The 21130-nt window shown below is 59.9% G+C and carries 21 protein-coding genes and 3 pseudogenes; 7 read left to right on the top strand and 17 right to left on the bottom strand.

Going from position 1 to position 21130, the window contains the following annotated elements:
* Positions 1–6 precede the first annotated feature (6 nt).
* Both fdxH and fdnI read left to right on the top strand, forming a co-directional pair.
* Complete coding sequence (fdxH, locus tag ABLV76_RS20990) at positions 7–891, top strand: formate dehydrogenase subunit beta (RefSeq protein WP_043519640.1); 885 nt, start codon at positions 7–9, stop codon at positions 889–891.
* Entirely contained in the window at positions 884–1540 is a 657-nt protein-coding gene (fdnI, locus tag ABLV76_RS20995; RefSeq protein WP_017900521.1) for a formate dehydrogenase-N subunit gamma, read from the top strand. Before fdxH ends, fdnI begins: the two co-directional genes overlap by 8 nt.
* Before the next feature lie 52 nt (positions 1541–1592).
* Here fdnI and ABLV76_RS21000 read toward each other — a convergent pair whose 3' ends face one another.
* The 4 genes from ABLV76_RS21000 to ABLV76_RS21015 all read right to left on the bottom strand — a co-directional run bounded on the left by ABLV76_RS21000 (position 1593) and on the right by ABLV76_RS21015 (position 3621).
* Complete coding sequence (locus ABLV76_RS21000) at positions 1593–1919, bottom strand: CcdB family protein (RefSeq protein WP_004202676.1); 327 nt, start codon at positions 1917–1919, stop codon at positions 1593–1595.
* A complete protein-coding gene (locus tag ABLV76_RS21005; RefSeq protein WP_004202675.1) occupies positions 1916–2101 on the bottom strand; it encodes a hypothetical protein in 186 nt (61 codons plus the stop codon). The genes ABLV76_RS21000 and ABLV76_RS21005 overlap by 4 nt, the downstream gene beginning before the upstream one ends.
* Positions 2102–2279: 178 nt before the next feature.
* Positions 2280–3098 carry a polyphosphate kinase 2 gene (ppk2, locus tag ABLV76_RS21010; RefSeq protein ID WP_053810336.1) on the bottom strand — a complete coding sequence of 273 codons (819 nt, stop codon included), beginning with the start codon at positions 3096–3098 and terminating at the stop codon, positions 2280–2282.
* A gap of 85 nt (positions 3099–3183) precedes the next feature.
* Complete coding sequence (locus tag ABLV76_RS21015) at positions 3184–3621, bottom strand: VOC family protein (protein WP_004202671.1); 438 nt, start codon at positions 3619–3621, stop codon at positions 3184–3186.
* Positions 3622–3899: 278 nt separating this feature from the next.
* On the opposite strand from ABLV76_RS21015, the gene araJ reads away from it, so the two are divergent.
* Complete coding sequence (gene araJ, locus ABLV76_RS21020; protein ID WP_135683670.1) at positions 3900–5054, top strand: MFS transporter AraJ; 1155 nt, start codon at positions 3900–3902, stop codon at positions 5052–5054.
* Between the two features lie 6 nt (positions 5055–5060).
* Here the strand turns inward: araJ and ABLV76_RS21025 are convergent, their stop codons facing one another.
* The 7 genes from ABLV76_RS21025 to adhP all read right to left on the bottom strand — a co-directional run bounded on the left by ABLV76_RS21025 (position 5061) and on the right by adhP (position 13351).
* On the bottom strand, positions 5061–6152 hold the full coding sequence (locus tag ABLV76_RS21025; RefSeq protein ID WP_135683672.1) for an alkylhydroperoxidase domain protein: 1092 nt from the start codon (positions 6150–6152) through the stop codon (positions 5061–5063).
* A gap of 9 nt (positions 6153–6161) precedes the next feature.
* Positions 6162–7148 carry a putative FMN-dependent luciferase-like monooxygenase gene (locus ABLV76_RS21030; RefSeq protein ID WP_023318360.1) on the bottom strand — a complete coding sequence of 329 codons (987 nt, stop codon included), beginning with the start codon at positions 7146–7148 and terminating at the stop codon, positions 6162–6164.
* On the bottom strand, positions 7148–8764 hold the full coding sequence (locus ABLV76_RS21035) for an ABC transporter ATP-binding protein (RefSeq protein WP_017900523.1): 1617 nt from the start codon (positions 8762–8764) through the stop codon (positions 7148–7150). Before ABLV76_RS21035 ends, ABLV76_RS21030 begins: the two co-directional genes overlap by 1 nt.
* Positions 8761–9609 (bottom strand): ABC transporter permease, encoded by an 849-nt coding sequence (locus tag ABLV76_RS21040; protein WP_017900524.1) that lies wholly within the window; start codon positions 9607–9609, stop codon positions 8761–8763. Before ABLV76_RS21040 ends, ABLV76_RS21035 begins: the two co-directional genes overlap by 4 nt.
* Positions 9606–10550, bottom strand: coding sequence for an ABC transporter permease (locus ABLV76_RS21045; protein WP_004202661.1), 945 nt, complete (start codon positions 10548–10550; stop codon positions 9606–9608). The genes ABLV76_RS21040 and ABLV76_RS21045 overlap by 4 nt, the downstream gene beginning before the upstream one ends.
* Before the next feature lie 10 nt (positions 10551–10560).
* Complete coding sequence (locus tag ABLV76_RS21050) at positions 10561–12183, bottom strand: TIGR04028 family ABC transporter substrate-binding protein (RefSeq protein ID WP_048324359.1); 1623 nt, start codon at positions 12181–12183, stop codon at positions 10561–10563.
* A gap of 157 nt (positions 12184–12340) precedes the next feature.
* Positions 12341–13351: an alcohol dehydrogenase AdhP gene (gene adhP / locus ABLV76_RS21055; RefSeq protein WP_004202657.1), complete on the bottom strand. Its 1011-nt coding sequence runs from the start codon at positions 13349–13351 to the stop codon at positions 12341–12343.
* A 253-nt stretch (positions 13352–13604) separates the two neighbouring features.
* On the opposite strand from adhP, the gene ABLV76_RS21060 reads away from it, so the two are divergent.
* Together ABLV76_RS21060 and ABLV76_RS21065 are read left to right on the top strand one after the other, a co-directional pair.
* Positions 13605–14204, top strand: a complete 600-nt coding sequence (locus tag ABLV76_RS21060; RefSeq protein ID WP_004202655.1) for an inorganic diphosphatase — start codon at positions 13605–13607, stop codon at positions 14202–14204.
* A 290-nt stretch (positions 14205–14494) separates the two neighbouring features.
* Positions 14495–14557, top strand: a pseudogene (locus ABLV76_RS21065) (hypothetical protein); the annotation flags it as partial.
* Between the two features lie 336 nt (positions 14558–14893).
* On the opposite strand, the pseudogene ABLV76_RS21070 reads toward ABLV76_RS21065, so the two are convergent.
* Positions 14894–15052, bottom strand: a pseudogene (locus ABLV76_RS21070) (hypothetical protein); the annotation flags it as partial.
* Between ABLV76_RS21070 and ABLV76_RS21075 the strand changes: the two are divergent.
* Positions 14975–15301: pseudogene (locus tag ABLV76_RS21075) on the top strand (GNAT family N-acetyltransferase); the annotation flags it as partial. The pseudogenes ABLV76_RS21070 and ABLV76_RS21075 overlap by 78 nt on opposite strands.
* A gap of 34 nt (positions 15302–15335) precedes the next feature.
* Here the strand turns inward: ABLV76_RS21075 and ABLV76_RS21080 are convergent.
* The 4 genes from ABLV76_RS21080 to ABLV76_RS21095 form a co-directional block, all read right to left on the bottom strand.
* Positions 15336–17048, bottom strand: a complete 1713-nt coding sequence (locus ABLV76_RS21080; RefSeq protein WP_048324354.1) for an ABC-F family ATP-binding cassette domain-containing protein — start codon at positions 17046–17048, stop codon at positions 15336–15338.
* A gap of 360 nt (positions 17049–17408) precedes the next feature.
* The gene (locus ABLV76_RS21085; protein ID WP_004202651.1) at positions 17409–18095 is read right to left on the bottom strand and encodes a hypothetical protein; all 687 of its coding nucleotides are present in this window, start codon (positions 18093–18095) and stop codon (positions 17409–17411) included.
* Complete coding sequence (locus tag ABLV76_RS21090; protein ID WP_004202649.1) at positions 18096–18803, bottom strand: hypothetical protein; 708 nt, start codon at positions 18801–18803, stop codon at positions 18096–18098. It lies immediately after the preceding gene.
* Positions 18804–18986: 183 nt separating this feature from the next.
* Positions 18987–20684, bottom strand: coding sequence for an NAD-dependent malic enzyme (locus tag ABLV76_RS21095; protein WP_004202648.1), 1698 nt, complete (start codon positions 20682–20684; stop codon positions 18987–18989).
* A gap of 78 nt (positions 20685–20762) precedes the next feature.
* On the opposite strand from ABLV76_RS21095, the gene ABLV76_RS21100 reads away from it, so the two are divergent.
* Positions 20763–20870 (top strand): hypothetical protein, encoded by a 108-nt coding sequence (locus tag ABLV76_RS21100; RefSeq protein ID WP_032425875.1) that lies wholly within the window; start codon positions 20763–20765, stop codon positions 20868–20870.
* Here the strand turns inward: ABLV76_RS21100 and sra are convergent.
* The gene (sra, locus tag ABLV76_RS21105; RefSeq protein ID WP_004202647.1) at positions 20867–21007 is read right to left on the bottom strand and encodes a stationary-phase-induced ribosome-associated protein; all 141 of its coding nucleotides are present in this window, start codon (positions 21005–21007) and stop codon (positions 20867–20869) included. The genes ABLV76_RS21100 and sra overlap by 4 nt on opposite strands.
* Between the last annotated feature and the right edge of the window lie 123 nt (positions 21008–21130).

Consider the following 21130-nt stretch of genomic DNA (forward strand, 5'->3'; position numbering starts at 1 on the left):
GATTCAATGGCGATGGAAACACAAGACATTATTAAACGCTCCGCGACCAACCCGATCACCCCCGCGCCGCGCGCGCGGGACCATAAAGCGGAAGTCGCCAAGCTTATCGATGTCTCCTCCTGCGTGGGCTGTAAAGCCTGCCAGGTGGCCTGCTCCGAATGGAATGACATCCGCGATGACGTGGGGCACTGCGTCGGGGTGTACGATAACCCGGCGGATCTTAGCGCCAAATCCTGGACGGTAATGCGCTTTAGCGAGACCGAACAGAACGGCAAGCTGGAGTGGCTTATCCGCAAGGATGGTTGTATGCACTGCGCAGAGCCGGGGTGTCTGAAGGCCTGCCCATCCGCCGGGGCGATTATTCAGTACGCCAACGGCATCGTCGATTTCCAGCAGGAAAACTGCATCGGCTGCGGCTACTGCATTGCTGGCTGTCCCTTTAACGTACCGCGTCTCAATAAAGAGGATAACCGGGTCTATAAATGCACCCTGTGCGTGGACCGGGTCAGCGTCGGTCAGGAACCGGCGTGCGTGAAAACCTGTCCTACCGGCGCGATCCACTTCGGCACGAAAAAAGAGATGCTTGAGGTGGCCGAGGAGCGGGTGGCTAAGCTGAAAAAACGCGGTTATGCCAGGGCCGGGATTTACAACCCGCAGGGCGTCGGCGGCACCCACGTGATGTACGTATTGCATCATGCCGACCAGCCCGAGCTGTATCACAAGCTGCCGAAGGAACCGCAGATCGATACCAGTATCAATCTGTGGAAGGGGGCGCTGAAGCCGCTGTCGGCGGCGGGCTTTATCGCCACCTTTGCCGGGCTTATCTATCACTACATCGGTATCGGGCCGAACAAGGAAGTTGACGACGATGAGGAGAAGCATGATGAGTAAATCGAAGATGATAGTGCGCACGACCTTTATCGATCGCGCCTGTCACTGGACGGTGGTAATCGCTTTCTTCCTCGTGGCGCTGTCGGGAATATCGTTTTTCTTCCCGACGCTGCAGTGGCTGACGGAAACCTTCGGTACCCCGCAGATGGGGCGTATTCTGCACCCCTTCTTTGGCGTGCTGATTTTTATCGCCCTGATGTTTATGTTAGTGCGTTTTGTCCACCACAACATCCCGGATAAACAGGATATTCCGTGGCTGAAAGGCATTGTGGAGGTGCTGAAAGGCAACGAGCATAAGGTGGCGCGGGTCGGTAAATATAACGCCGGGCAGAAGATGATGTTCTGGACCATTATGAGCATGATTTTCGTGCTGCTGGTGACCGGGGTGATAATCTGGAGGCCCTGGTTTGCCCAATATTTCCCGATTCCGGTGATTCGCTATAGCCTGCTGATACACGCCACTTCGGCCATTATTCTGATCCACGCCATCCTTATCCATATGTATATGGCGTTCTGGGTGAAGGGGTCGATTAAGGGGATGATTGAAGGCAAAGTCAGCCGCCGCTGGGCGAAGAAACACCACCCGCGCTGGTATCGCGATGTCGAACGCCTTGAAGCGATGAAAGAGAGTCGCGAAGGGATGAAGTAAGCCTTCACGGCGCGAAACCCGCTCCGGAGATGTCGGAGCGGGTTCCCGGCAGTCAGCAGTTCGTGATAAGTGTATCGATTGAATCGATAACGCCCTGGCGCGCATGACTCAGATTGCAGACGAAATCCTGTGGCTGGATCCGTTTATTATTTAAGTTACTGATCATTGGCGTACAAAGTAAAAAGCTGTCAAATTCAATATTTATCCTTGGTACGACATGCTGATGCCAGCGTGGTAACTGTTGTGGTCGCATTAAAGGAATAATGACTCTCGTGGCCAGGTCTGCATAATAATCATTCTGCACAATCATATAATATGGCAGGGTTTTATTTGTCTGAGCAGAACAATTTCGATAAACATTGAATTGTTCAAGCATCATAGTACCCTGAAAAATTCATCATCAGTAAGAGTGCCTCCTTTTGCAATAAATTCATTCATTGCGGCAATGAATTCCTTGTGCTGTCTCTGTTTATCTGCTTCTCGTAAATCCTTACCTGGCTGTACTGACACCTTCTGGACGGGTACGTCAGTGGGTCTTTTACGTAGCGTATTACTTTTCATCATAGGCTCCTTGCGGTTGGTTCTGTGATTATTCACTTTACTCACTAAAAGATAAATGCCAGCAGTAATTTTAATGTTTATTTTGCGAGGCAGCTTCCAGAGGAAAGTAATCGCCTGAAATATTAATGGTTATAGTAATAAACCCGGCGCTGGTATTAACCAGCGCGGCGGGAAATAATCAGAACTTCTCCGGAATAAAGCGGAAGGGAAAATTGGTCTGTTTCATTTTACCAATTTTGCGCTTCGGCAGCGTGACATGCTCCACTGGCAAGGCTTCGTAGGGGATCTGCGACAGCAGGTGGGTGATGATATTCAGACGCACCCGCTTTTTATCCTCGGAGCGGGCGACGAACCACGGCGCCCAGGCGGTGTCGGTGGCGGCGAACATGGCGTCGCGGGCGGTGGTATATTCATCCCAGCGATTGAAAGACTTGATGTCCATCGGCGAGAGCTTCCAGATCTTGCGCCCGTCGTCGATGCGATCCCGCAGGCGCCGCTCCTGCTCCTGCGGGGAGACCTCCAGCCAGTACTTGAGCAGGATAATGCCCGACTCGACCATGCCGCGCTCCACCATCGGCGCGCCGTCGAGAAATTTCTGCACCTCCTCCGGGGTACAAAAGCCCATCACGCGTTCGACGCCGGCGCGGTTGTACCAGCTGCGATCGAAAATCACGATTTCCCCAGCCGCCGGGAGATGCTTGATATAGCGCTGAAAATAGAGCTGACTTTTCTCGCGTTCGGTGGGCGAGGGTAAGGCGACGACCCGGAAGATACGCGGGCTGACGCGCTCGGTGATCGCCTTAATGGTGCCGCCTTTGCCGGCGCCGTCCCGGCCTTCAAAGACGATGCACACCTTCAACCCTTTATGCACCACCCAGCGCTGCAGTTTCACCAGCTCCACGTGGAGCTTGCGCAACGCCTTCTCATACGCTTTATTGTCAAGCGGGGCGATCTTCACCGCCGCGTCGACCGGATTACCGCTTTTCTTATTACCCATCGCCATGCTCCGTGTTGCCGAGGTATCCCTTTGAAGTGTAATCCTTCACCGGCGAGGCGGTGGAAAATATTCCGCCCGGGACGGGTTAGCGGGCGCTCCCCGCGGCGATGACTTCCAGTCCCACCCGCTGCCCCCACGACAGCTCAAGGGTGTTACCGTCCGGGTCGGCAAAGAAAGCGAAATAGCCTACCGGATCGCCCAACTGCTCCGGTTCCCGACGCAAAACGCCTTCCCGCCGCGCCTGAGCGACTTTCTCATCGATCTCCGCCTGGGTGGCGCAGGCGACGCCGAGATGGCCGAACGGACCCAGCGGCGTGTCGGCAGGGTCATCACTTTGCACCAGCACCAGGGCGAAAGGTCGGGTGCGATCGCTGAGCCACGCCACTTTACGCGCCGAGGGGAGGTCGGGTTCGCGCTGGTGAATAACGGTCATCGCCGTATAGCGGGTATAAAAATCGATGCTGCTGGCCAGACAGCGGACGGTAAAGGCGACATGGGTAAAGCCGACATCAACATTTTGCATGGATGATTCTCCCGAGGTGAACGATGTCTCGACTTTACAACCTCAAGTTAACTTGAGATCAATCCGCGATGTATCCCTGCGTGCCCACCAATTTTTACAGGGGATTATCCACCGCCAGGCGCCTCTGCCGTCGGCAGGAAAGCCAACAGTGGCGCTGGCGAGCGCATGAACGAATCAGGCCGTTATATGGAGGATACTGCCGTCGGGCGTTTTTAGCTGGTGTGGCGAGGCGGGATGGTCAATAATGCCGGCCGTCTCTCAATACCCCTATAAGATGTATGAAAAAAACGATTTTTTCACTGGCGCTGGGCACTTTCGGACTCGGCATGGCGGAATTTGGCATTATGGGCGTGCTGCCGGACATGGCGCGCGATGTCGGGATTTCAATTCCCGCCGCCGGCAATATGATTGCCTGGTATGCCTTCGGCGTGGTGATCGGCGCGCCGATCATGGCGTTGCTCTCCAGTCGGTTTTCGTTGAAATCGGTGATGCTGTTTCTCGCCGCCCTGTGCATTCTCGGCAATACCCTGTTTACCTTCTCCAGTAGCTACGCCATGCTGGCGCTAGGCCGGCTGGTTTCCGGGTTTCCCCACGGGGCGTTCTTTGGCGTCGGCGCGATTATCCTGTCGAAAATCGCGCCGCCAGGGAAGGTGACCGCCGCGGTGGCCGGGATGATTGGCGGCATGACGATCGCTAACCTGGTGGGCGTCCCCGGCGGCACCTGGCTTGGGCATCACTTTAGCTGGCGCTATACCTTCGCACTTATCGCGGTGTTTAACGTCGCGGTGTTTCTGGCCATCTGCTGCTGGGTGCCCACGCTGTATGACCGGGCCAGCACGCGGCTGCGCGAGCAGTTCCGTTTTCTGGCTTCCCCGGCGCCGTGGCTGATTTTTGCCGCCACCATGTTCGGTAACGCCGGGGTGTTCGCGTGGTTCAGCTATATCAAGCCCTTTATGCTCAACGTCTCCGGCTTTGCCGAAAGCCGGATGATGCTGATTATGATGCTGGCGGGGCTGGGTATGGTGGTTGGCAATCTGTTCAGCGGTAAAATTTCCGGGCGCTACAGTCCGCTGCGCATCGCGGCCATGACTGACGGGGCGATCGCCGTGACGCTGCTGCTGATCTTTGCCTTCGGGGAGCATAAAGTCGCTTCGCTGACGCTGGCGTTTTTCTGCTGTGCCGGGCTGTTTGCCCTGTCGGCGCCGCTGCAGATCCTGCTGCTGCAGAACGCCAAAGGCGGCGAGATGCTGGGGGCGGCAGGGGGGCAGATCGCCTTTAACCTCGGGAGCGCCATCGGCGCCTTCTGCGGCGGAATGATGATTGCCCAGGGCTTCGGCTGGAACAGCGTGGCGCTTCCCGCCGCCACGCTGTCGTTTCTGGCGATGAGCGCCTTGCTCATCTACGGTCGCCATCAGCGCCGACAGGTTTACTAACGACGCTTACTCACGCCAGGGTTCGCCGAGCGTCAGCATCAGCCGGTTGGCCCAGGCGAAAAAGGCCGCTGACTGCAGCAGATCCAGCTGGGCCAGGGTATCTAAGCCCTGCTCATCAAGCGCAGCCAGATGGCTGGCTTTCAGCGCGGGCGGCGTCACCGACAGCGCGGCGGCGGCATCGATCTCCGCCTGCCAGCGCGGCGACTGCCCGCCGCGCAGATCGTCTCCCGGCGTCACCGCCAGCAGCGTGTCGACGGCGGTCTCGTCCTTCGCCAGCTGCGCCGCTTTGCGGGCATGTACCGAGGAGCAGTAAATACAGCCGTTGATTTTACTGGCCACCGTGGCGGCCAGTTCACGTTCGGCGCGCGGCAACCCCCCTGGGGTATAGAAAATGCCTTTATCAGTCAGCGTCCGCTGCTCCAGCACCGGCTGGTTGCGCGCCAGCAGGCGGAAGTAAGGCGAATCGCTATGGCCATATTTTGCCAGGATCGCCTGTTCTTCAGGGCTAAATTCCGCAAGCGGTTTATCCGCCAGCCAGGGTTCCCAATGCAGTTCATCACGGGTGAAACGCACCGGGGCCGCTTTGCCGCTTTGAGTTTGTGGGGTGGTGTGCCAGTACCCGGCCACCACCGGCGTGTCGGCGCTGACGATGGGCTGATGGTTGAGCGCCCGCAGGCCCAGCAGCAGGCGGCTCTGGAAGCTGACAAAGGCCACCAGCTGCGCCAGGGTGACGATGCCCCGCAGGCTCCAGCCTGCTTTTGTCAGAGCCAGCAGCGCGGCGGGGGTCGCTTCGACAGGAGTGAAGGTCAGCAGGCGGGCAAAGGCCAGCGCCGGAACCAGACGGTCCGTGGTCGGGTCGGCAAGGCCGAAGCCGGCATAGTGCGCCGCCAGCGCGTCCGCCTGGTGCAGTTTCGCCACCTTCGCGGCCACGGCGAAGCGTTCATCAAGAGGAAAGTCAGTATCCTGCTGGCTGAACAGCACTTCATAACTTCCCTGGGCGTGACGGGTGGCGGCGTCGCGGACTGCGCGCGCCTGATCGAGCGGGGAGCCGATGGCGATCTCCGCCAGTTCGGCCAGAATATCCTGACTCAGCGTCATGGTGACTCCTTATCTGATGTGGGGGGCAATATGCTGAGCGATCAGCTCAATGGAACGCAGCGTATCCCGGTGCGAAGGCTCCACCGAGTGCACCTGAAACGAAATATCGGTAGCGCGGGCCAGTACGCTGTCTTGCGCCAGGGAGGCGATAACATGCTCAGGATCGCCGACGTGGGCATCCAGCTGCTGCAGATAGTCAGTGACACTGTCACCTTCTATCCGATGACCCGCTTCCCGGTGCTGTGCCGCCTGTTTGCGCAGGCCGGGTTCGGCGACCTGCAGGGCGTGGGCGTGGCTGTCAGCGACAAAGGCGGTGCGCGAGGCGAGGATCCGCGGCGCAACGCCGTCCGGCAGCGCCGACAGATAGGCGTCGATGATCGGGTTCTGAATGGCGTCCAGCGGCAGGCGCGGCTCACCGGGCGGCCGAGGCTGCGTGCGGGACAGCATCAGCCCGTGTCCCGCCTGACCGGCACGGATGGCGCCCTCCACCGAGAAGGTGGCGATCCAGATTCGCGCCGCCAGCTGCGGCGCCGGCGGATAGAGATGGTTGTCCGGGTGGCTGAGGGTGTCGCCGCGCCAGGCGCTGTGGATCAGGTGCAGATGGTCAGCAAACACCGCTCCGCGCTGCTCGCTGGTCAGGCCGAAGGGCAGAAATGAGGTTGGCGTGCCGCCGGAGCCAAACCCCACCTCCAGACGCCCGTCGGTGAGTAAATCCAGCACCGCCGCGTCTTCGGCGACGCGTAGCGGATTTTCCATCGGCAACGTGATAATCGCTGTACCGAGACGAATGCGGTCAGTCTGCGCCGCCACGTGGGCGAGAAACACCAGCGGGGAAGGCAGGCCGCCTTCCTGTTCATGAAAATGGTGTTGGGCAATCCATGCGCTGTCGAAGCCGACGCGCTCCGCGTGGCGGATCTGTTCGGCCGCCAGCCGGTACCGCGTTTGCGCAGAGCCCTGGTCGAGCAGACGGGTAAAAAAGCCGAGGCGTTTAGGCATTATGCGTTCTCCGTATAGGGCTGCGCTAAGCGGGGGGAAACCTGGGGGATAGCGGCGATCAGCTCGCGGGTGTAGGCCTGCTGCGGGGCGGCGAACAGGCGGCCAACGTCGCCATGCTCCACCACCTGGCCGGCGCGCAGCACCGTGACGCTGTCGGCAATCCGCCTCACCGTCGCCAGATCGTGGGTAATGAACAGATAGCTCAGACCAAGCTGCTGCTGTAGCTGCTCTAGCAGGGCGAGGATCTGCGCCTGAACGGTGACGTCGAGCGCCGAGGTCGCTTCGTCAAGGACCAGGATCGCCGGCTCGAGGATCAGCGCCCGGGCAATCGCCACCCGCTGCCGCTGGCCGCCGGAAAGCTCCCGCGGCGTCCGCGACAGCAGCTCCGGGGCCAGTGCCACCCGCGCGGCGACGCTCTCCACACGCTGGCGACGCGTCGCCGCGCTGAGGCGCTCAAAGTTTTTTAATGGCTCTTCGATAATCGCGAACAGCGTCTGGCGCGGGTCGAGCGAAGCGAAGGGGTTCTGATAGACGAACTGGATTTTGCGCCGCAGCTGACGCTGCGCCTCGCGGCTAAGATGCCCGGCGTCAATACCGTCGATGGTCACCTGTCCGGCGTCGGCGCGCTCGAAGCCCAGCAGGATCCTCGCCAGGGTGGTTTTCCCGGAGCCGGACTCGCCCACCAGCGCATGGGTGCTGCCGCGCCTGACCTCAAAGCTGACGCTGTCGAGCGCCTGCAGCGCCTGTTTGCCCAGCGAGAAGCGTTTGCTGATCCCGTCGACGCGAATGGCCGGCGTGGCCAGCGGACGAGGACGATCCGCCGTCAGCCTCAGCGGCGCGTCCTGCAGATCGCGGAGCAGCTGGCGGGTGTAAGGGTGCTGCGGACGCCGGACAATCGTCTCGGTGGCGCCTTGTTCCTGAATCTCGCCCTGGCGAAACACCATGATCCGGTCGGCGCGTTCGGCGGCCAGCGCCAGATCGTGGGTGACAAACAGCACGGCGGTTCCCGACTCGCGACGCAGGATATCGAGCAGGTCGAGAATGCGCTTCTGCACCGTGACGTCAAGGGCGCTGGTAGGCTCGTCGGCAATAATCAGATCCGGCTGCAGGGCAATGGCGATGGCGATCAGCACCCGCTGCTTCATCCCGCCCGACAGCTGATGCGGGTACTGGTCAAGACGCTGTTCCGGGTGGCTGAGCCCGACTTTAGCGAGCAGGTTGAGGACCTGCTGCCGGCGTTCGGCGGCGGAGAGGGATTGATGCAGTTGCAGAATCTCTTCCACCTGCTGACCAATGGTTTTTACTGGGTTAAGCGAATTGCCTGGGTCCTGCGGCACCAGGCTGATGCTCACTCCGCGCAGGCGGTTCAGGCGTTTTGCCGACCAGTCGCTAATCACTTCGCCATTGAGAATAATTCGCCCGGCGTCGCGGCGGGCATTATCCGCCAGCAGGCCGATAATCGCCTGCGCGGTAGTGGTTTTCCCCGAGCCAGATTCCCCAACGAAGGCCAGCATTTCGCCGCGCTGAATGGAAAAGCTGACGTTATGCACCACTTCGCGCCATTCGCCCCGCGAGCGGTAGCTGATGCGCAGATCTTCAACAGACAGAACGTTCATGGGCGTACTCCACTCCACTGGCGGCTAAGACGATTGGCGGCAAGGACCACCGCGACCACGGCGAGGCCGGGGAAGGTGGTCAGCCACCAGGCGGTCGACAGGTAATTACGACCTTCGGCGATCAGTAATCCCCACTCCGGGACCGGCGGCGGGGTGCCGTAGCCGAGGAAGCTGAGGGTGGCCAGAGCCAGCATCGCCTGACCAAACTGCAGCGTTGCGAAGGCGAGCACCGCGGTGAGCGAGTTGGGCAGGATATGACGCCAGAAGATGGCGAGAAAGGTGCCGCCGCTGCCCCGGGCCGCTTCGACGTAATCGCTGTGGCGCACGCGCACCACTTCCGCCCGCGCCAGGCGCGCGAAGCTGGCGATAGCCGCGACGCCGACCGCCACCGCCGCATTCACCGTGCCAAAACCCAGCAGAATGATCACCGTCAGCTGCAGCAGCAGCGAGGGGATGGCCAGCAGGACATCCACCAGGCGCATGAGGGTGGATTCCACACGTCCGGCCAGTGCCCCGGCGAGGGTGCCAAGGGCGGTGCCGACCACCAGGCCGATGGCGACGGCGATTAGCGCCGCCGACAGAGAATGTACCGCGCCGTAAACCACCCGCGTCCACAGGTCGCGGCCCAACTGGTCGGTGCCCAGCCAGTAGTGCGCCTGCGGCGCCAGGCGCTGAGCGCCGGGGATCCCTTCCAGCGGGTTAGCGGAGGTAAACCACTGTGGGGCAAGGGCCATTAACAGGGCGGTGATCATCACCGCCCACGCCAGCCACAGGCCTGGCTGCAGACGCACTCTGCGCCACTCCGGGCGGCGGCGAACCGCGATGGCATAGTCGACCAGGCTCATTTCACACCTCCGGTCTGTAATTGGAGTCGGGGATCCAGCCGCGGCATGACCAGGTCGACCAGCAGGTTGATCAGGACGAAACCGAGGGCGGAGATCATCACCACCGCCTGCAGCACAGCAATATCCTGGTTATTGACCGCCTGCTGGGTCAGCTGCCCGAGGCCGCTACGGCCGAAGACGGTCTCGGTGATCAGCGCCCCGGCAATCAGCTCGCCCAGCAGCAGCCCGGCTATGTTCAGCGCAGGCAGCAGGGCGTTACCCATCACATGGCGCCAGAGGACGCCGGTTTCGCTCATTCCCTTGGCGCGGGCGACCGCGACGAAGGGCTGAACCGCCACCTGATCCATGCTGCGCATCAGGATCTGCGCCAGCGGGGCGGAGATGGGCAGCGCGACGGCGATAACCGGTAAAATCAGCCCTTCCAGCGGACCGGGGTTGATCACCGGGATCCAGCGCAACTGAAACGAAAAGAGCTGGATCAGGGCGATACCCAGCCAGAAGGTGGGCAGCGAGATAAACAGCACCGGCAACGACTGCAGGAGGTTGCTCAGCCAGCGCAGCCCCGGCAGACGCGAGGCGAAGGCGAGGGTGAACGCCAGGATCACGGCCAGCAGGAAGGCCGGCAGGGCGAGGCTTAAGGTATCCGGCAGGTTGCTGGCAATCAGGCTACTGACCGCCAGACCCGCCTGCAGGGAATAGCCAAAGTCGCCGTGCAGCATTGCCAGCAGCGTGTGCAGGTACTGGCGCCACAGCGGGCTGTCGGCGCCGTAGGCCAGCCGCATGTCGGCGATTTGCGCCGGGCTCAGACCGAGGTCCGGGTTCTGAAACTTGATCAGCACCGCATCCCCTGGCAGCACCTGCAGCAGGAAAAAGGTGAGGGTAAAGGCCGCCCACAGGACCAGCAGCCCCTGACCGAACCGTCGCAGAAGATAAGCGCTCATATCCGGCCTCTTAATGTTTATCCAGCCAGGCGCTGTAGAACGACGGACGACCGACGGCCTCGAAGCTGACGCCTTTCACCCACGGCGCGCCGGCGAACACCTGCGGCTCTTCGAAAATCGGGATCACATAGGCGTTATCGATCAGATAGCGCTGGGCATCGCCGGTTAACTGCAGGCGCTGCTGTGGCTCCACCGCCGCGGAGATGCCGGTCAGCAGATCGTTCAGCTTATCATCGCGGAAGTGCTGTACTTTATCGCTGGAGCCGCCTTTCTGCAGCAGCGCGTCGCGGTTGTTGGGGAAAAACATGCTTTTTACCACATCCGGATCGGCGCGGCCCACTTCCGAAACGGTGAGCGGCGTTTTCTGCGGGTCGAGGTTGTCAAGCGTACGGCTGCCGGCATCCCCGGCTTTGACCGTTAACGCGACTCCCACCTGGCGCCATTGCTGGGCGATCAGCTGCAGCACCTCTTTATTCTGCGGCTGCGGGAGCGACTCATAGACCGTCAGCGCCAGCCGCTGCCCGTCTTTGCTGCGAATCCCGTCGGCGGCCGCTTTCCAGCCGGCCTCATCCAGCAACTGCCGGGCTTTGGCCTGGTCGAAGGTCAGTTTATCGCTCAGATTGACATAGCCGGCGGCAGAGCTGGCCAGCACGGAGGTGGCTTGCGGGTAGTTAGCGGAGAACAACGTCTCCACCACCTGTTTGGCGTTGGTGGCATGGAGCAGGGCCTGGCGCACCCGCAGGTCGGCGACCAGAGGGTTATCCGGGCGGAAGCTCAGGCTGTCGTTGACCCCGCGGGTAGGGGCGGCGTAGACCTTAAATCCCTGATCGGTCGCCTGCTTTTCATCGTAGGCCTGCACCTGGCGAATAAAGCCCGCCTGGCCGGCCAGCAGCGCGCCGATGCGCACGCTGTCTTCCGGGGTCACAATATAGGTGATGCCGTCGAGGTTGGCGGGCCCCTGCTGGGCGATGTTTTTCGGCCCCCACTGATAATCCTTGCGCGCCACCAGCGTCAGCTCGCGGCCCGGTTTTTCATCCTGCACCACAAAGGGACCGGAGCCGATGATATGCCGGGCATCGCCCAGCTCCTCAAAATTGCGCTGCAGGGTGCTGAGGGACACCAGACCGGAGCCGATGGTGGCGGTCCCTTGCAGGAAGCCCGGCGACGGTTTGTTGAAGTAAAATTTCACCGTCAGCGGGTCGATCACTTCGCTGCGCTGGTAGTTATTGATCACCTCCGAGACAGGCAGGCGGTGGGCTTTATCGCCCAGCCCATAGGTGTCGAAGTTTTTGGCGACGGCGGCGGCATCCAGCGGCGTACCGTCCGAGAAGGTGACCCCTTTGCGCAGGTGGAAAGTGTACTCGGTTTTATCGGCATTACTGGTCCAGCTCTCGGCGATCCACGGCTCAATCTCCAGCGTTTTCGGGTTCTGCCAGGTCAGCTTGTCGGTGATCTGATTGAGAATGCCGCCGTTTGGATAAAAGCCGCCTGCGGGTGGATAGAGATTGGTGTGCGGTTGCTGCTCCAGATAAATTAAGGTACCGCCTTTAACCGGCGTGTCGGCGGCCCAGACGGAGAAGGCGCCGGAAAGAAACAGCGCGGCCAGCGCGGGCAGGCGAAAATGACGATGCATGGTGAATTCCTTTGTTATCTATTGTGTTGCCATCATCGGGCGCGACTAAAAACAAAGGAACCAAGGAATTGCGCTAAGCATTTGCGGAAATTGCATTTACTTTTCGCGGCGGGAAGCGAGGGGAAGCGCCTCTCCCGGGCGGGAGAGGCGCTGGCGATTAGCTACGCAGATCGATAACCATACGGCCGCGGATCTGACCCTGCTCCATCTCTTTAAAAATGGCGTTGATATCTTCCAGCGGGCGCAGGGTGACTTTCGGCACCACTTTGCCTTCGGCGGCGAACTGGAAGGCTTCCACCAGATCCTGACGGGTACCGACCAGCGAGCCGACCACTTCGATGCCGTCGAGCACCAGACGTGGAATATCGAGGCTCATTGCTTCCGGCGGCAGGCCTACCGCCACCACGCGGCCGCCGGCGCGAACGGCATCCACCGCCGAGTTAAAGGCCGCTTTAGCAACCGCGGTCACCACGGCAGCATGCGCGCCGCCGGTTTTTTCCTGAATCACTTTCGCCGCATCTTCATTGCGCGAGTTGATGGTCAGATCGGCGCCCATCGAGGCCGCCAGCTCCAGCTGGCCGTCGTTGACGTCGATGGCGATCACTTTGGCGTTAAAGACATTCTTGGCATACTGCAGCGCCAGGTTGCCCAGGCCGCCGAGGCCGTAGATAGCGATCCACTGGCCCGGTTTGATGTGGGAGACCTTAACGGCTTTGTAGGTGGTGACCCCGGCGCAGGTGATGCTGCTGGCGGCGGCGGAGTCGAGGCCGTCCGGGACTTTAACCGCGTAGTTGGCGGTGACGATGCACTCTTCCGCCATGCCGCCGTCGACGGTATAACCGGCGTTTTTCACCGAGCGGCACAGCGTCTCGTTGCCGCTGTTACAGTATTCGCAGTGGCCGCAGCCTTCGAAGAACCACGCCACGCTGGCGCGATCGCCCGGCTTCAGGGAGGTGACGCCAGGGCCGACTTTTTGTACTACCCCGATCCCTTCATGACCAAGAATAACGCCGGTTTTATCGCCAAAATCGCCGTTTTTCACGTGCAGGTCAGTATGACACACGCCGCAGCATTCCATTTTCAACAGCGCTTCGCCGTATTCCAGCGGGCGCAGCGTTTTTTCCGTAACGTTAACCTGATGGTCGTGGGTAACAACAGCTGCCTTCATGCCTGTCTCCTTGTGAGGGGAATGATTAATTTTATTAATGCAATACTACCTAATAAGGATTAGACGCTATGGGGAAAAAAACAAGGCGCTTTAGTACAGGATGTGGTTTTTTGCTACAACGATAGCACAAAATTCAGACAATACCTCTAATTTTGGTAGGTAATAATAGCGTCACTGAATGGTCATGTTTTCTTCATCACTCAACACTATTGTTTTGCGCATCAATTTCTTATAACAACAGAGTGATACAACAATGCATCTGGTCAAAACGCTCCTCACTGCCGGTCTGCTTTTTTCCGCCGCCGCACAGGCTCACAATGTGCTGGAATTCCCGCAGCCGGAAAACAATCCCGAAGAGTTTTACGCGGTTACCGAGATCCCGGCTGGCGGGATCATTAAGTATGAAACCGACGCCAAAACAGGATTTATCATCGCCGACCGCTTTCAGTCGATGCCGGTGGCTTACCCGGCAAACTACGGTTCATTAACCCAGTCGCTGGCCGGGGATGGCGACCCGCTGGACGTGGTGTTTTACACCCGCGCGCCAATGGCCCCGGGCACGCTGATTAAGCTGCGGCCGATCGGCGTCCTTAAGATGGTAGACGGCGGTGAGAAAGACGACAAAATCATCGCCGTGCCGGCCAGCAAAATTGATCCCACCTATGACGATATCAAGACCATCGCCGATCTGCCGAAAATCGAGCAGCAGCGGCTGGAGGCCTTCTTCCGGGTCTATAAAGAACTGCCGGAGGGGCGGAAAAAGGTCGAGCTAGCTGGGTTTAATGATGCCGCCGCCGCGAAGCAGGAGATCAAATCGGCCTGGGAAGCCTGGAAGGGGAAGAACCCGCAATAATATTTATCGCGGGCGGAGTCCGGCGCCCGCAGCATTCCATCATCCGATACGCTACCCAGCCGTACTGGAGGGGTTATCCTCTTGACGCGTCCTGCAATAGATGGTTGTATAATACAACTATATCTTGATCTGGACGCATCGCTATGGCTGACACCTCCTTAATCCAACAGATCCGTACCGCCTCACGGTTAATGGTGCGCGAGCTCGGTTTTATGAACACCACGCTGGCCGCCACCCACTATTCGCCGTCGGCGGTGCATACCCTGCTCGAAGTGTCGGTGAGAGGGGCGATGACCGCCGCCCAGCTGGTGACTTTGCTGGGCCTGGAAAAATCGAGCGTCAGCCGGATGGTCGCCCGTCTGCTGGCGGCCGGGGAGCTGGAGGAACGTCCCTGCGCGGAGGACGCGCGGTCTAAATCGCTGGCGCTGACCGCCAAGGGGCACGATACGGTGGCGATGATCAACGCGTGGGCTACCCGCCGGGTGGTGGAGGCGTTAGGCCATCTGGATGAGCCGCAGCAGCGGACCGTCGCCAGCGGACTGGCGGCCTATGCGCAGGCGCTGGCGCAGTGTCGGGATACTGCGCTGGCGGATACGACCCCGCAGATTTCGCTGGTGACCGGCTATCAGCCGGGAATGATCGGTCGGATAGCCCAGATGCACGGGGAGTATTACGCCCGGCACCATGACTTTGGCGCTTTTTTTGAAGGCAAGGTCGCCAGCGGCGTGGCGGAATTTGCCACCCGGCTTTCCTCGCCGGCCAACCAGATCTGGCTGGCGATGCGCGAGGGGAAGATTGTCGGTTCGGTGGCGATCGATGGCGAGGATCTCGGCCAGCAGCAGGCGCATCTACGCTGGTTCATTCTCGATGACAGCTGTCGGGGAACCGGCATTGGCAGGCGGCTCCTCAGTGAGGCGATGGCTTTCTGCGATAGTCGTCAGTTCAGCGCCGTTCAGCTGTGGACGTTTAAAGGTCTGGACGCGGCCCGCAAACTGTATGAGTCCTTTGGCTTCACGTTAACCCGCGAATGGCAGGGGGATCAGTGGGGAAAGGTGATGACCGAGCAGCAGTTTACCCGGCCAGGCAACGCCGGCTAAGGGCGGGGTGCCTTAGCCGGCGGGGGGGCGAAGATTACCCCAGTTGATTTAGCAGCCGGGCGATCTCCTCTCGCCACTGCGCCTGCAGCGCAGGCTTTTGATGTTTCGGCTTACGGGCCATGTCGTCCGCCAGCCATTGCTCCAGAGCGATCAGGCGCGCCAGCAGCGCCTCTTCATCATCAGCCGCGAGTGACGGCTCCTGAGGTGAGTAGGCCACCGTCGGGGTGGAGGGCTGCGTCTGCAGACGGGCATAAACCTCTTCCAGACTGTGCCACTCCGTTAGCCCGGCGCGGTCGATCAGCCAGAAGCGGTTACAGCTTTCGCTAATAAGCTGGCGGTCATGACTAACCAGCAGCACGCCGCCGGGGTAGTCGCGGAGCGTCTGCGCCAGCGCCGCTTTGCCCTCCATATCAAGATGGTTGGTGGGTTCATCCAGCAGCAGCAGGCTGTAGCGCGCCAGCGACAGGCCGACGAACAGCAGCCGCGACCGCTCACCGCCGCTGAGAGTGCTGACCTTCTGACCATGCCTCGCCCAGCCAAATCCAGCGGCGATCAGCGCCCGTTTCCGGGTGTCCGCCGACGGGGCGAACGGCGTCAGGGCGTCGAGCAGGCTGGCATCGTCCGGCAACTGCGCCAGCGTCTGGTCGTAATACCCGGGGTGAAGCCGGGGGTGCAGACGCAGCCCCGGAAGAGGCGATGCGTCGTTCATCTGCTGCCACAGCAGGCGCAGCAAGGACGATTTACCGCCGCCGTTGCGCCCCATGATGGCCACGCGATCTCCGCTGCGCAGTCGCGCCACGCCGGTGGTAAACAGGGCCGGCAGTCCCGGCGCGGGGGCCACCGGCAGCCTGTCCATCTCCAGCAGGCGGTCCGCCGGCAGGGCGTCCCCTTGCAACACCAGGCGCCACGGCGGGCCGACGCTGAGCTCAGTCTGCTCGTCTTTCAGGCGGGCGACCTGCTTCTCCATCTGTTTGGCTTTGCGGGCGAGATCTTCGTTGTCATACACCCGACCCCAGGTGGCCAGCCGCCGGGCGCTGGCGCTGACCCGGTCGATCTCTTTTTGCTCGGCCTTATGACGTAATGCGGCGCTTTCATCCTGCTCCTGCAGTGCCTGACGGGCAGCGCTGCAGGGCAAGGCGAAGCTGTGCAGCGTCTGGTCGCGAAGGATCCAACTGGCATTAGTTACAGCATCCAGTAAGGTGTTGTCATGTGACACCAGCACGAAGCTCCCCTGCCAGGTTTGCAGGAAGCTTTCCAGCCACAACAGGGTGGGCAGATCGAGATGGTTGCCGGGCTCATCCAGCAGCAGCAGGTCAGGCTGGCGGATCAGCGCCCGGGCCAGCAGCAGGCGCGTGTGCTGCCCGCCGCTTAGGGTGCTGGTTTGCTGCGCCATCACCGCCGGCGTGAAGCCCATCTGCGCCAGCAGGCGTTCGGCCAGCCAGCGCTGTGCTTCCCGGGCGTCGGCGGGTAACGGGGCCAGCACCGCCTGCAGCAGTGACTGCGAACGCAGCGCCTCCGGCAGATGCTGTTCAACGCGGGCCATCAGACACTGACCGGCGAGCGAGACGCTGCCCGAGGTGGGCGCGAGAGTGCCATCCAGCACCTGCAGCAGGGTGCTTTTGCCGCAACCGTTATGGCCAATGAGACCGATACGGTCGCCTTTCTTCAGGGTGAAGGAGAGGGTGTTAAACAGCGGCCCAAAAGCCGTCTCCACGTGGAGCGCATGGGCAGTTAGTAATGTACTCATAGTCAACTTACTCAAGAGTTACAGGCATGCGAATGCCTCGTCAAAACTCGCTGACGATAACCCGGTAAGCCGGAGAGAAGGGATTCTGTGAAGGGTCTTCGCTCAAGCCAAAGTTATCGCAGCACGATACCGATAACGCTTGAGCTGGCGCCATTGCCTAAGGCATGTGAAACAATAAACATTTCACAATACAGCATGGGGGGCCTCCTTTTATATTCAGTTAGTGAATGGGTGATGGCAGTGTAGTGGGGAAAGGAAAAGCGCGCCAGTGACAAAACTGGCAGGGGGCGTCCCCGCCAGCTTTCGCCGGCGCCACTTTTGCCTACGAAGCCGGGTTGGCGCAGAGGACTTATGTGTTTGCTAGAACATGATAGGAAACCAGCGGGCGTGGTCGCGGGTATATTCCGTCATCGCCTGGGGATCCTTTATCGCCTGGCAGGGGGCGTCGAGAATATTCGGATACGCATCCGGATACCAATCTTCCTCGGTGGTTAAGGTAAAAAAGCGAGACTCCCGGTGGGTTTCACAGGTATAGGCGTTTTTAATATTGTCGGCTTTGCGATATCCCTTGGGATCGCGATATTCGATATACACTTTGTACTCAGAACGGGTACCCCGCCACGCGCCCGGCTCCGGTTTCTGCCAGCGGACCGTCTGGTAGTAGCGCTCCCGCTCGCCGTAGCGATAGACGGTGGTCTCCCCGCCGGGAATCACGTCGGGTCTCAGGAAGAAAAAAGCCAGTCCCGCCAGCAGCAGTAGCAATGGCGGGAGAAGGTGGGTCAGCGGCCGCGGCGCCCGACGGTTAACCAGCAGCAGCCAGAGCAGCGGCGGGATCAGGCTGACGATAACAGCGAAGAGGATTTTCGCCGGCGTGTAGAGTTCATGCACCGACACCTCGCCGGCTTTTGCCGCGTAAAGCGCCTGCTTATCGCCGAAATACCAGTACTCGCCGTGAAAGGCGCTGATGGCGCTCACCAGCAGCAGCCCGCTAAAGAGCCCCAACCAGACCCGTAATAGCGGTTGCAGAACGATTTTTTGCTGGCTCATTTAGGCTACCTCACCAGGGAGAGGGGCGATCGGGCGGGCAATCATGATTGCCGTGTCGCTGAGTGCGTTAAGATCGTTTACCGGAGCGCACTGGCGAGCCATGACCTGCGGATCGCCGTTCGGAAACCAGCCCTCATTGAATGACAGGGTGTAAAACTGGCTGTGCCGCTGCACTTCACAGCGCCAGGCGCGATGAAGATTATCCCTGTCGACAGGCCAGCGCGGATCTTTCGCTTCAACAAAAATCTCATATTTAGAGGGCTGAGTGATACGTTGGTTAGAATTTGTCTTCATCCAGAAAATGGCAGTGTAATAAACGTTGTGTTTCCCGTACTGAATACTGGCATCCCGTCCGGGGGTGACCTCCGGATGGAGGAAAATAAAGATCCCGGCGGCAATCAGTACCATCAGCGGGAATAGCGGATGCTGTATCGGCCGCCAGGGAATATTACGCACCGCCAACAGCCAGACCAGAGTCAGAAACAACACGTAGAGCAGGGCGAAGAAGAATTTACTCGGCGTATAGATGACGATGTCCACCAGATCGCCGGTAGCGGGCTGATACTGCTCAGCGCGCGGGGTGAGCATCCACATATCGCCGCCAGAGAGGCACAGGCCGGCGATGATGGCGATACTACCCGTGAGGAGTAAGACAATCCGGATCAGAATAGCCTTCGCTTTATTCGCGTCAGGGGTTAATTTTTGCATTTCACATTCCGTTGTGAGGGGGTGAGAAACAACTATTTTGCACAGCGGAGGGCGCGCGGCAAATGCTATCCGTTTTCTATTTTTACGATAAATGAATATGGGCGGAAAAGGCGTTTCTGTGGTGGGAAATATTATCCGGACGCTATTAATAACCGGGCCGATCGTTCGGCCCGGTGAGCGCGATTAAATTGAGGTGCGGCGGTAATTACGATATTCCGGCAGCCAGAAATTATCGCTGATGGACTGCAGCAGCGCTTCTGCGGAGGTTTTCACCGCCACGCCCTGCTCCTGAGCCACCTTACCGACCGCGAAGGCGATCGCCCGCGAGACGGTCTGGATATCCTTCAGCTCCGGCAGCACCGGACCTTCACCGTTGTTCACCAGCGGCGAGTGTTTCGCCAGGGTTTCGCTGGCGGCCATCAGCATCTCGTCGGTGACCCGCGACGCGCCGGAGGCGATCACCCCCAGACCAATGCCCGGGAAGATATAGGAGTTGTTGCACTGGGCGATGGGGTACTGTTTGCCTTTGACGGTAACCGGGGCAAACGGACTGCCGGTGGCGACCAGCGCCTCGCCGTCGGTCCAGCTCAGGATATTCTGCGGCGTGGCTTCCACCCGTGACGTTGGGTTGGAGAGCGGCATCACGATTGGCCGCGGGCAATGCTTGTGCATCTCGCGGATAATCTCTTCCGTGAACAGCCCCGGCTGACCGGAAACGCCGATCAGGATGTTCGGTTTCACGTTGCGCACCACGTCGAGCAGGGAGAGCACATCGTTAGTGGTATCCCAGCCCTGCAGATGTTCGCGCTTCTGCACCAGCTTGTTCTGGAACGGCAGCAGATTAGGCATGCCGTCGGTTAACAGGCCAAAGCGGTCAACCATGAACACACGCTGGCGGGCCTCTTCTTCACTGAGTCCTTCGCGGACGATCTGGGCGATAATTTGCTCGGCGATGCCGCAGCCGGCGGAGCCCGCCCCGAGGAAGACAATTTTCTGTTCGCTCAGCTGGCTGCCGGCGCCGCGGCTGGCGGCGATCAGCGTCCCGACGGTCACCGCCGCAGTGCCCTGAATATCGTCGTTAAAGGAGCAGATCTCATTGCGGTAGCGGTTGAGCAGCGGCATGGCGTTCTTCTGCGCAAAGTCTTCAAACTGCAGCAGCACGTCCGGCCAGCGGGCCTTAATCGCCTGGATCACGTCGTCAACGAACTGGTAGTACTCGTCATCGGTAATACGCGGGTGGCGCCAGCCCATATACAGCGGATCGTCCAGCAACTGCTGGTTGTTTGTTCCGACGTCCAGCACGATGGGCAGGGTGTAAGCCGGGCTGATGCCGCCGCAAGTGGTGTACAGCGACAGTTTGCCGATCGGGATCCCCATCCCGCCGATGCCCTGGTCGCCGAGGCCGAGGATACGCTCGCCATCGGTCACCACAATCACTTTGACGTTATGGTTCGGGACGTTCTGCAGAATGTCGTCAAGATTATGGCGATTCTGGTAGGAGATAAAGACGCCGCGGGCGCGACGGTAAATCTCGGAGAAACGTTCGCAGGCGGCGCCTACCGTCGGGGTATAGATAACCGGCATCATCTCTTCGAGATGGTTGCCAATCAGGCGATAGAAAAGGGTCTCGTTGGTGTCCTGGATGTTACGCAGGTAAATGTGTTTGTCGATTTCTGTTTTGAATCCCTGATACTGGATCCATGCGCGTTCCGCTTGCTCTTCGATGGTTTCAACCACTTCCGGCAGCAGGCCAAGAAGGTTGAAACTGCTGCGCTCTTCCATACTGAAGGCGCTGCCCTTGTTGAGCAGGGGGAATTCAAGCAGAACGGGACCCGCGTAGGGGATGTACAGGGAACGGTTTTTCTTATGGGTAAATTGCATCGCACTAACTCCTTGATCGTGTCCACAGTCCCGGCGCGGCGATAAGCGAAGGGCGGGTGGAAAAGCAGCGGGCAGAGTATAGAGCAGAAGGTCTTCAAGCGGGTAAACAAGCCGTCAATTGCCATAAAAAAACACCATCCTGGCAACAGGACGGTGTTATTTATCATCACTCAGGCTGAAAATTAACCACCGCGGCGTTTGCGGCCGGTAGCATGGATATGGTTGAGGGTGGTTGCTTCATCGCCTTCCAGCACCACTTTTTTCTGCTGGGAAAGCTTGTAGTTCAGACCGAGAAGATGACGTGCCTGATGGTTCGATTTCATTCTGACTCCTTTATCCTGTTCTGGTTTCAAGGGCAAACCCGGTGGTGACCGGATGAAATGTAACCCAAAGTTGGCCGCACGTTTTTTATGCGGCCACAGGTAGGGTGGTCCATTTTCAGGGCA

Origin of the sequence: Klebsiella sp. GB_Kp047, assembly GCF_040065235.1 — a bacterium.
Classification (GTDB): domain Bacteria; phylum Pseudomonadota; class Gammaproteobacteria; order Enterobacterales; family Enterobacteriaceae; genus Klebsiella; species Klebsiella quasipneumoniae.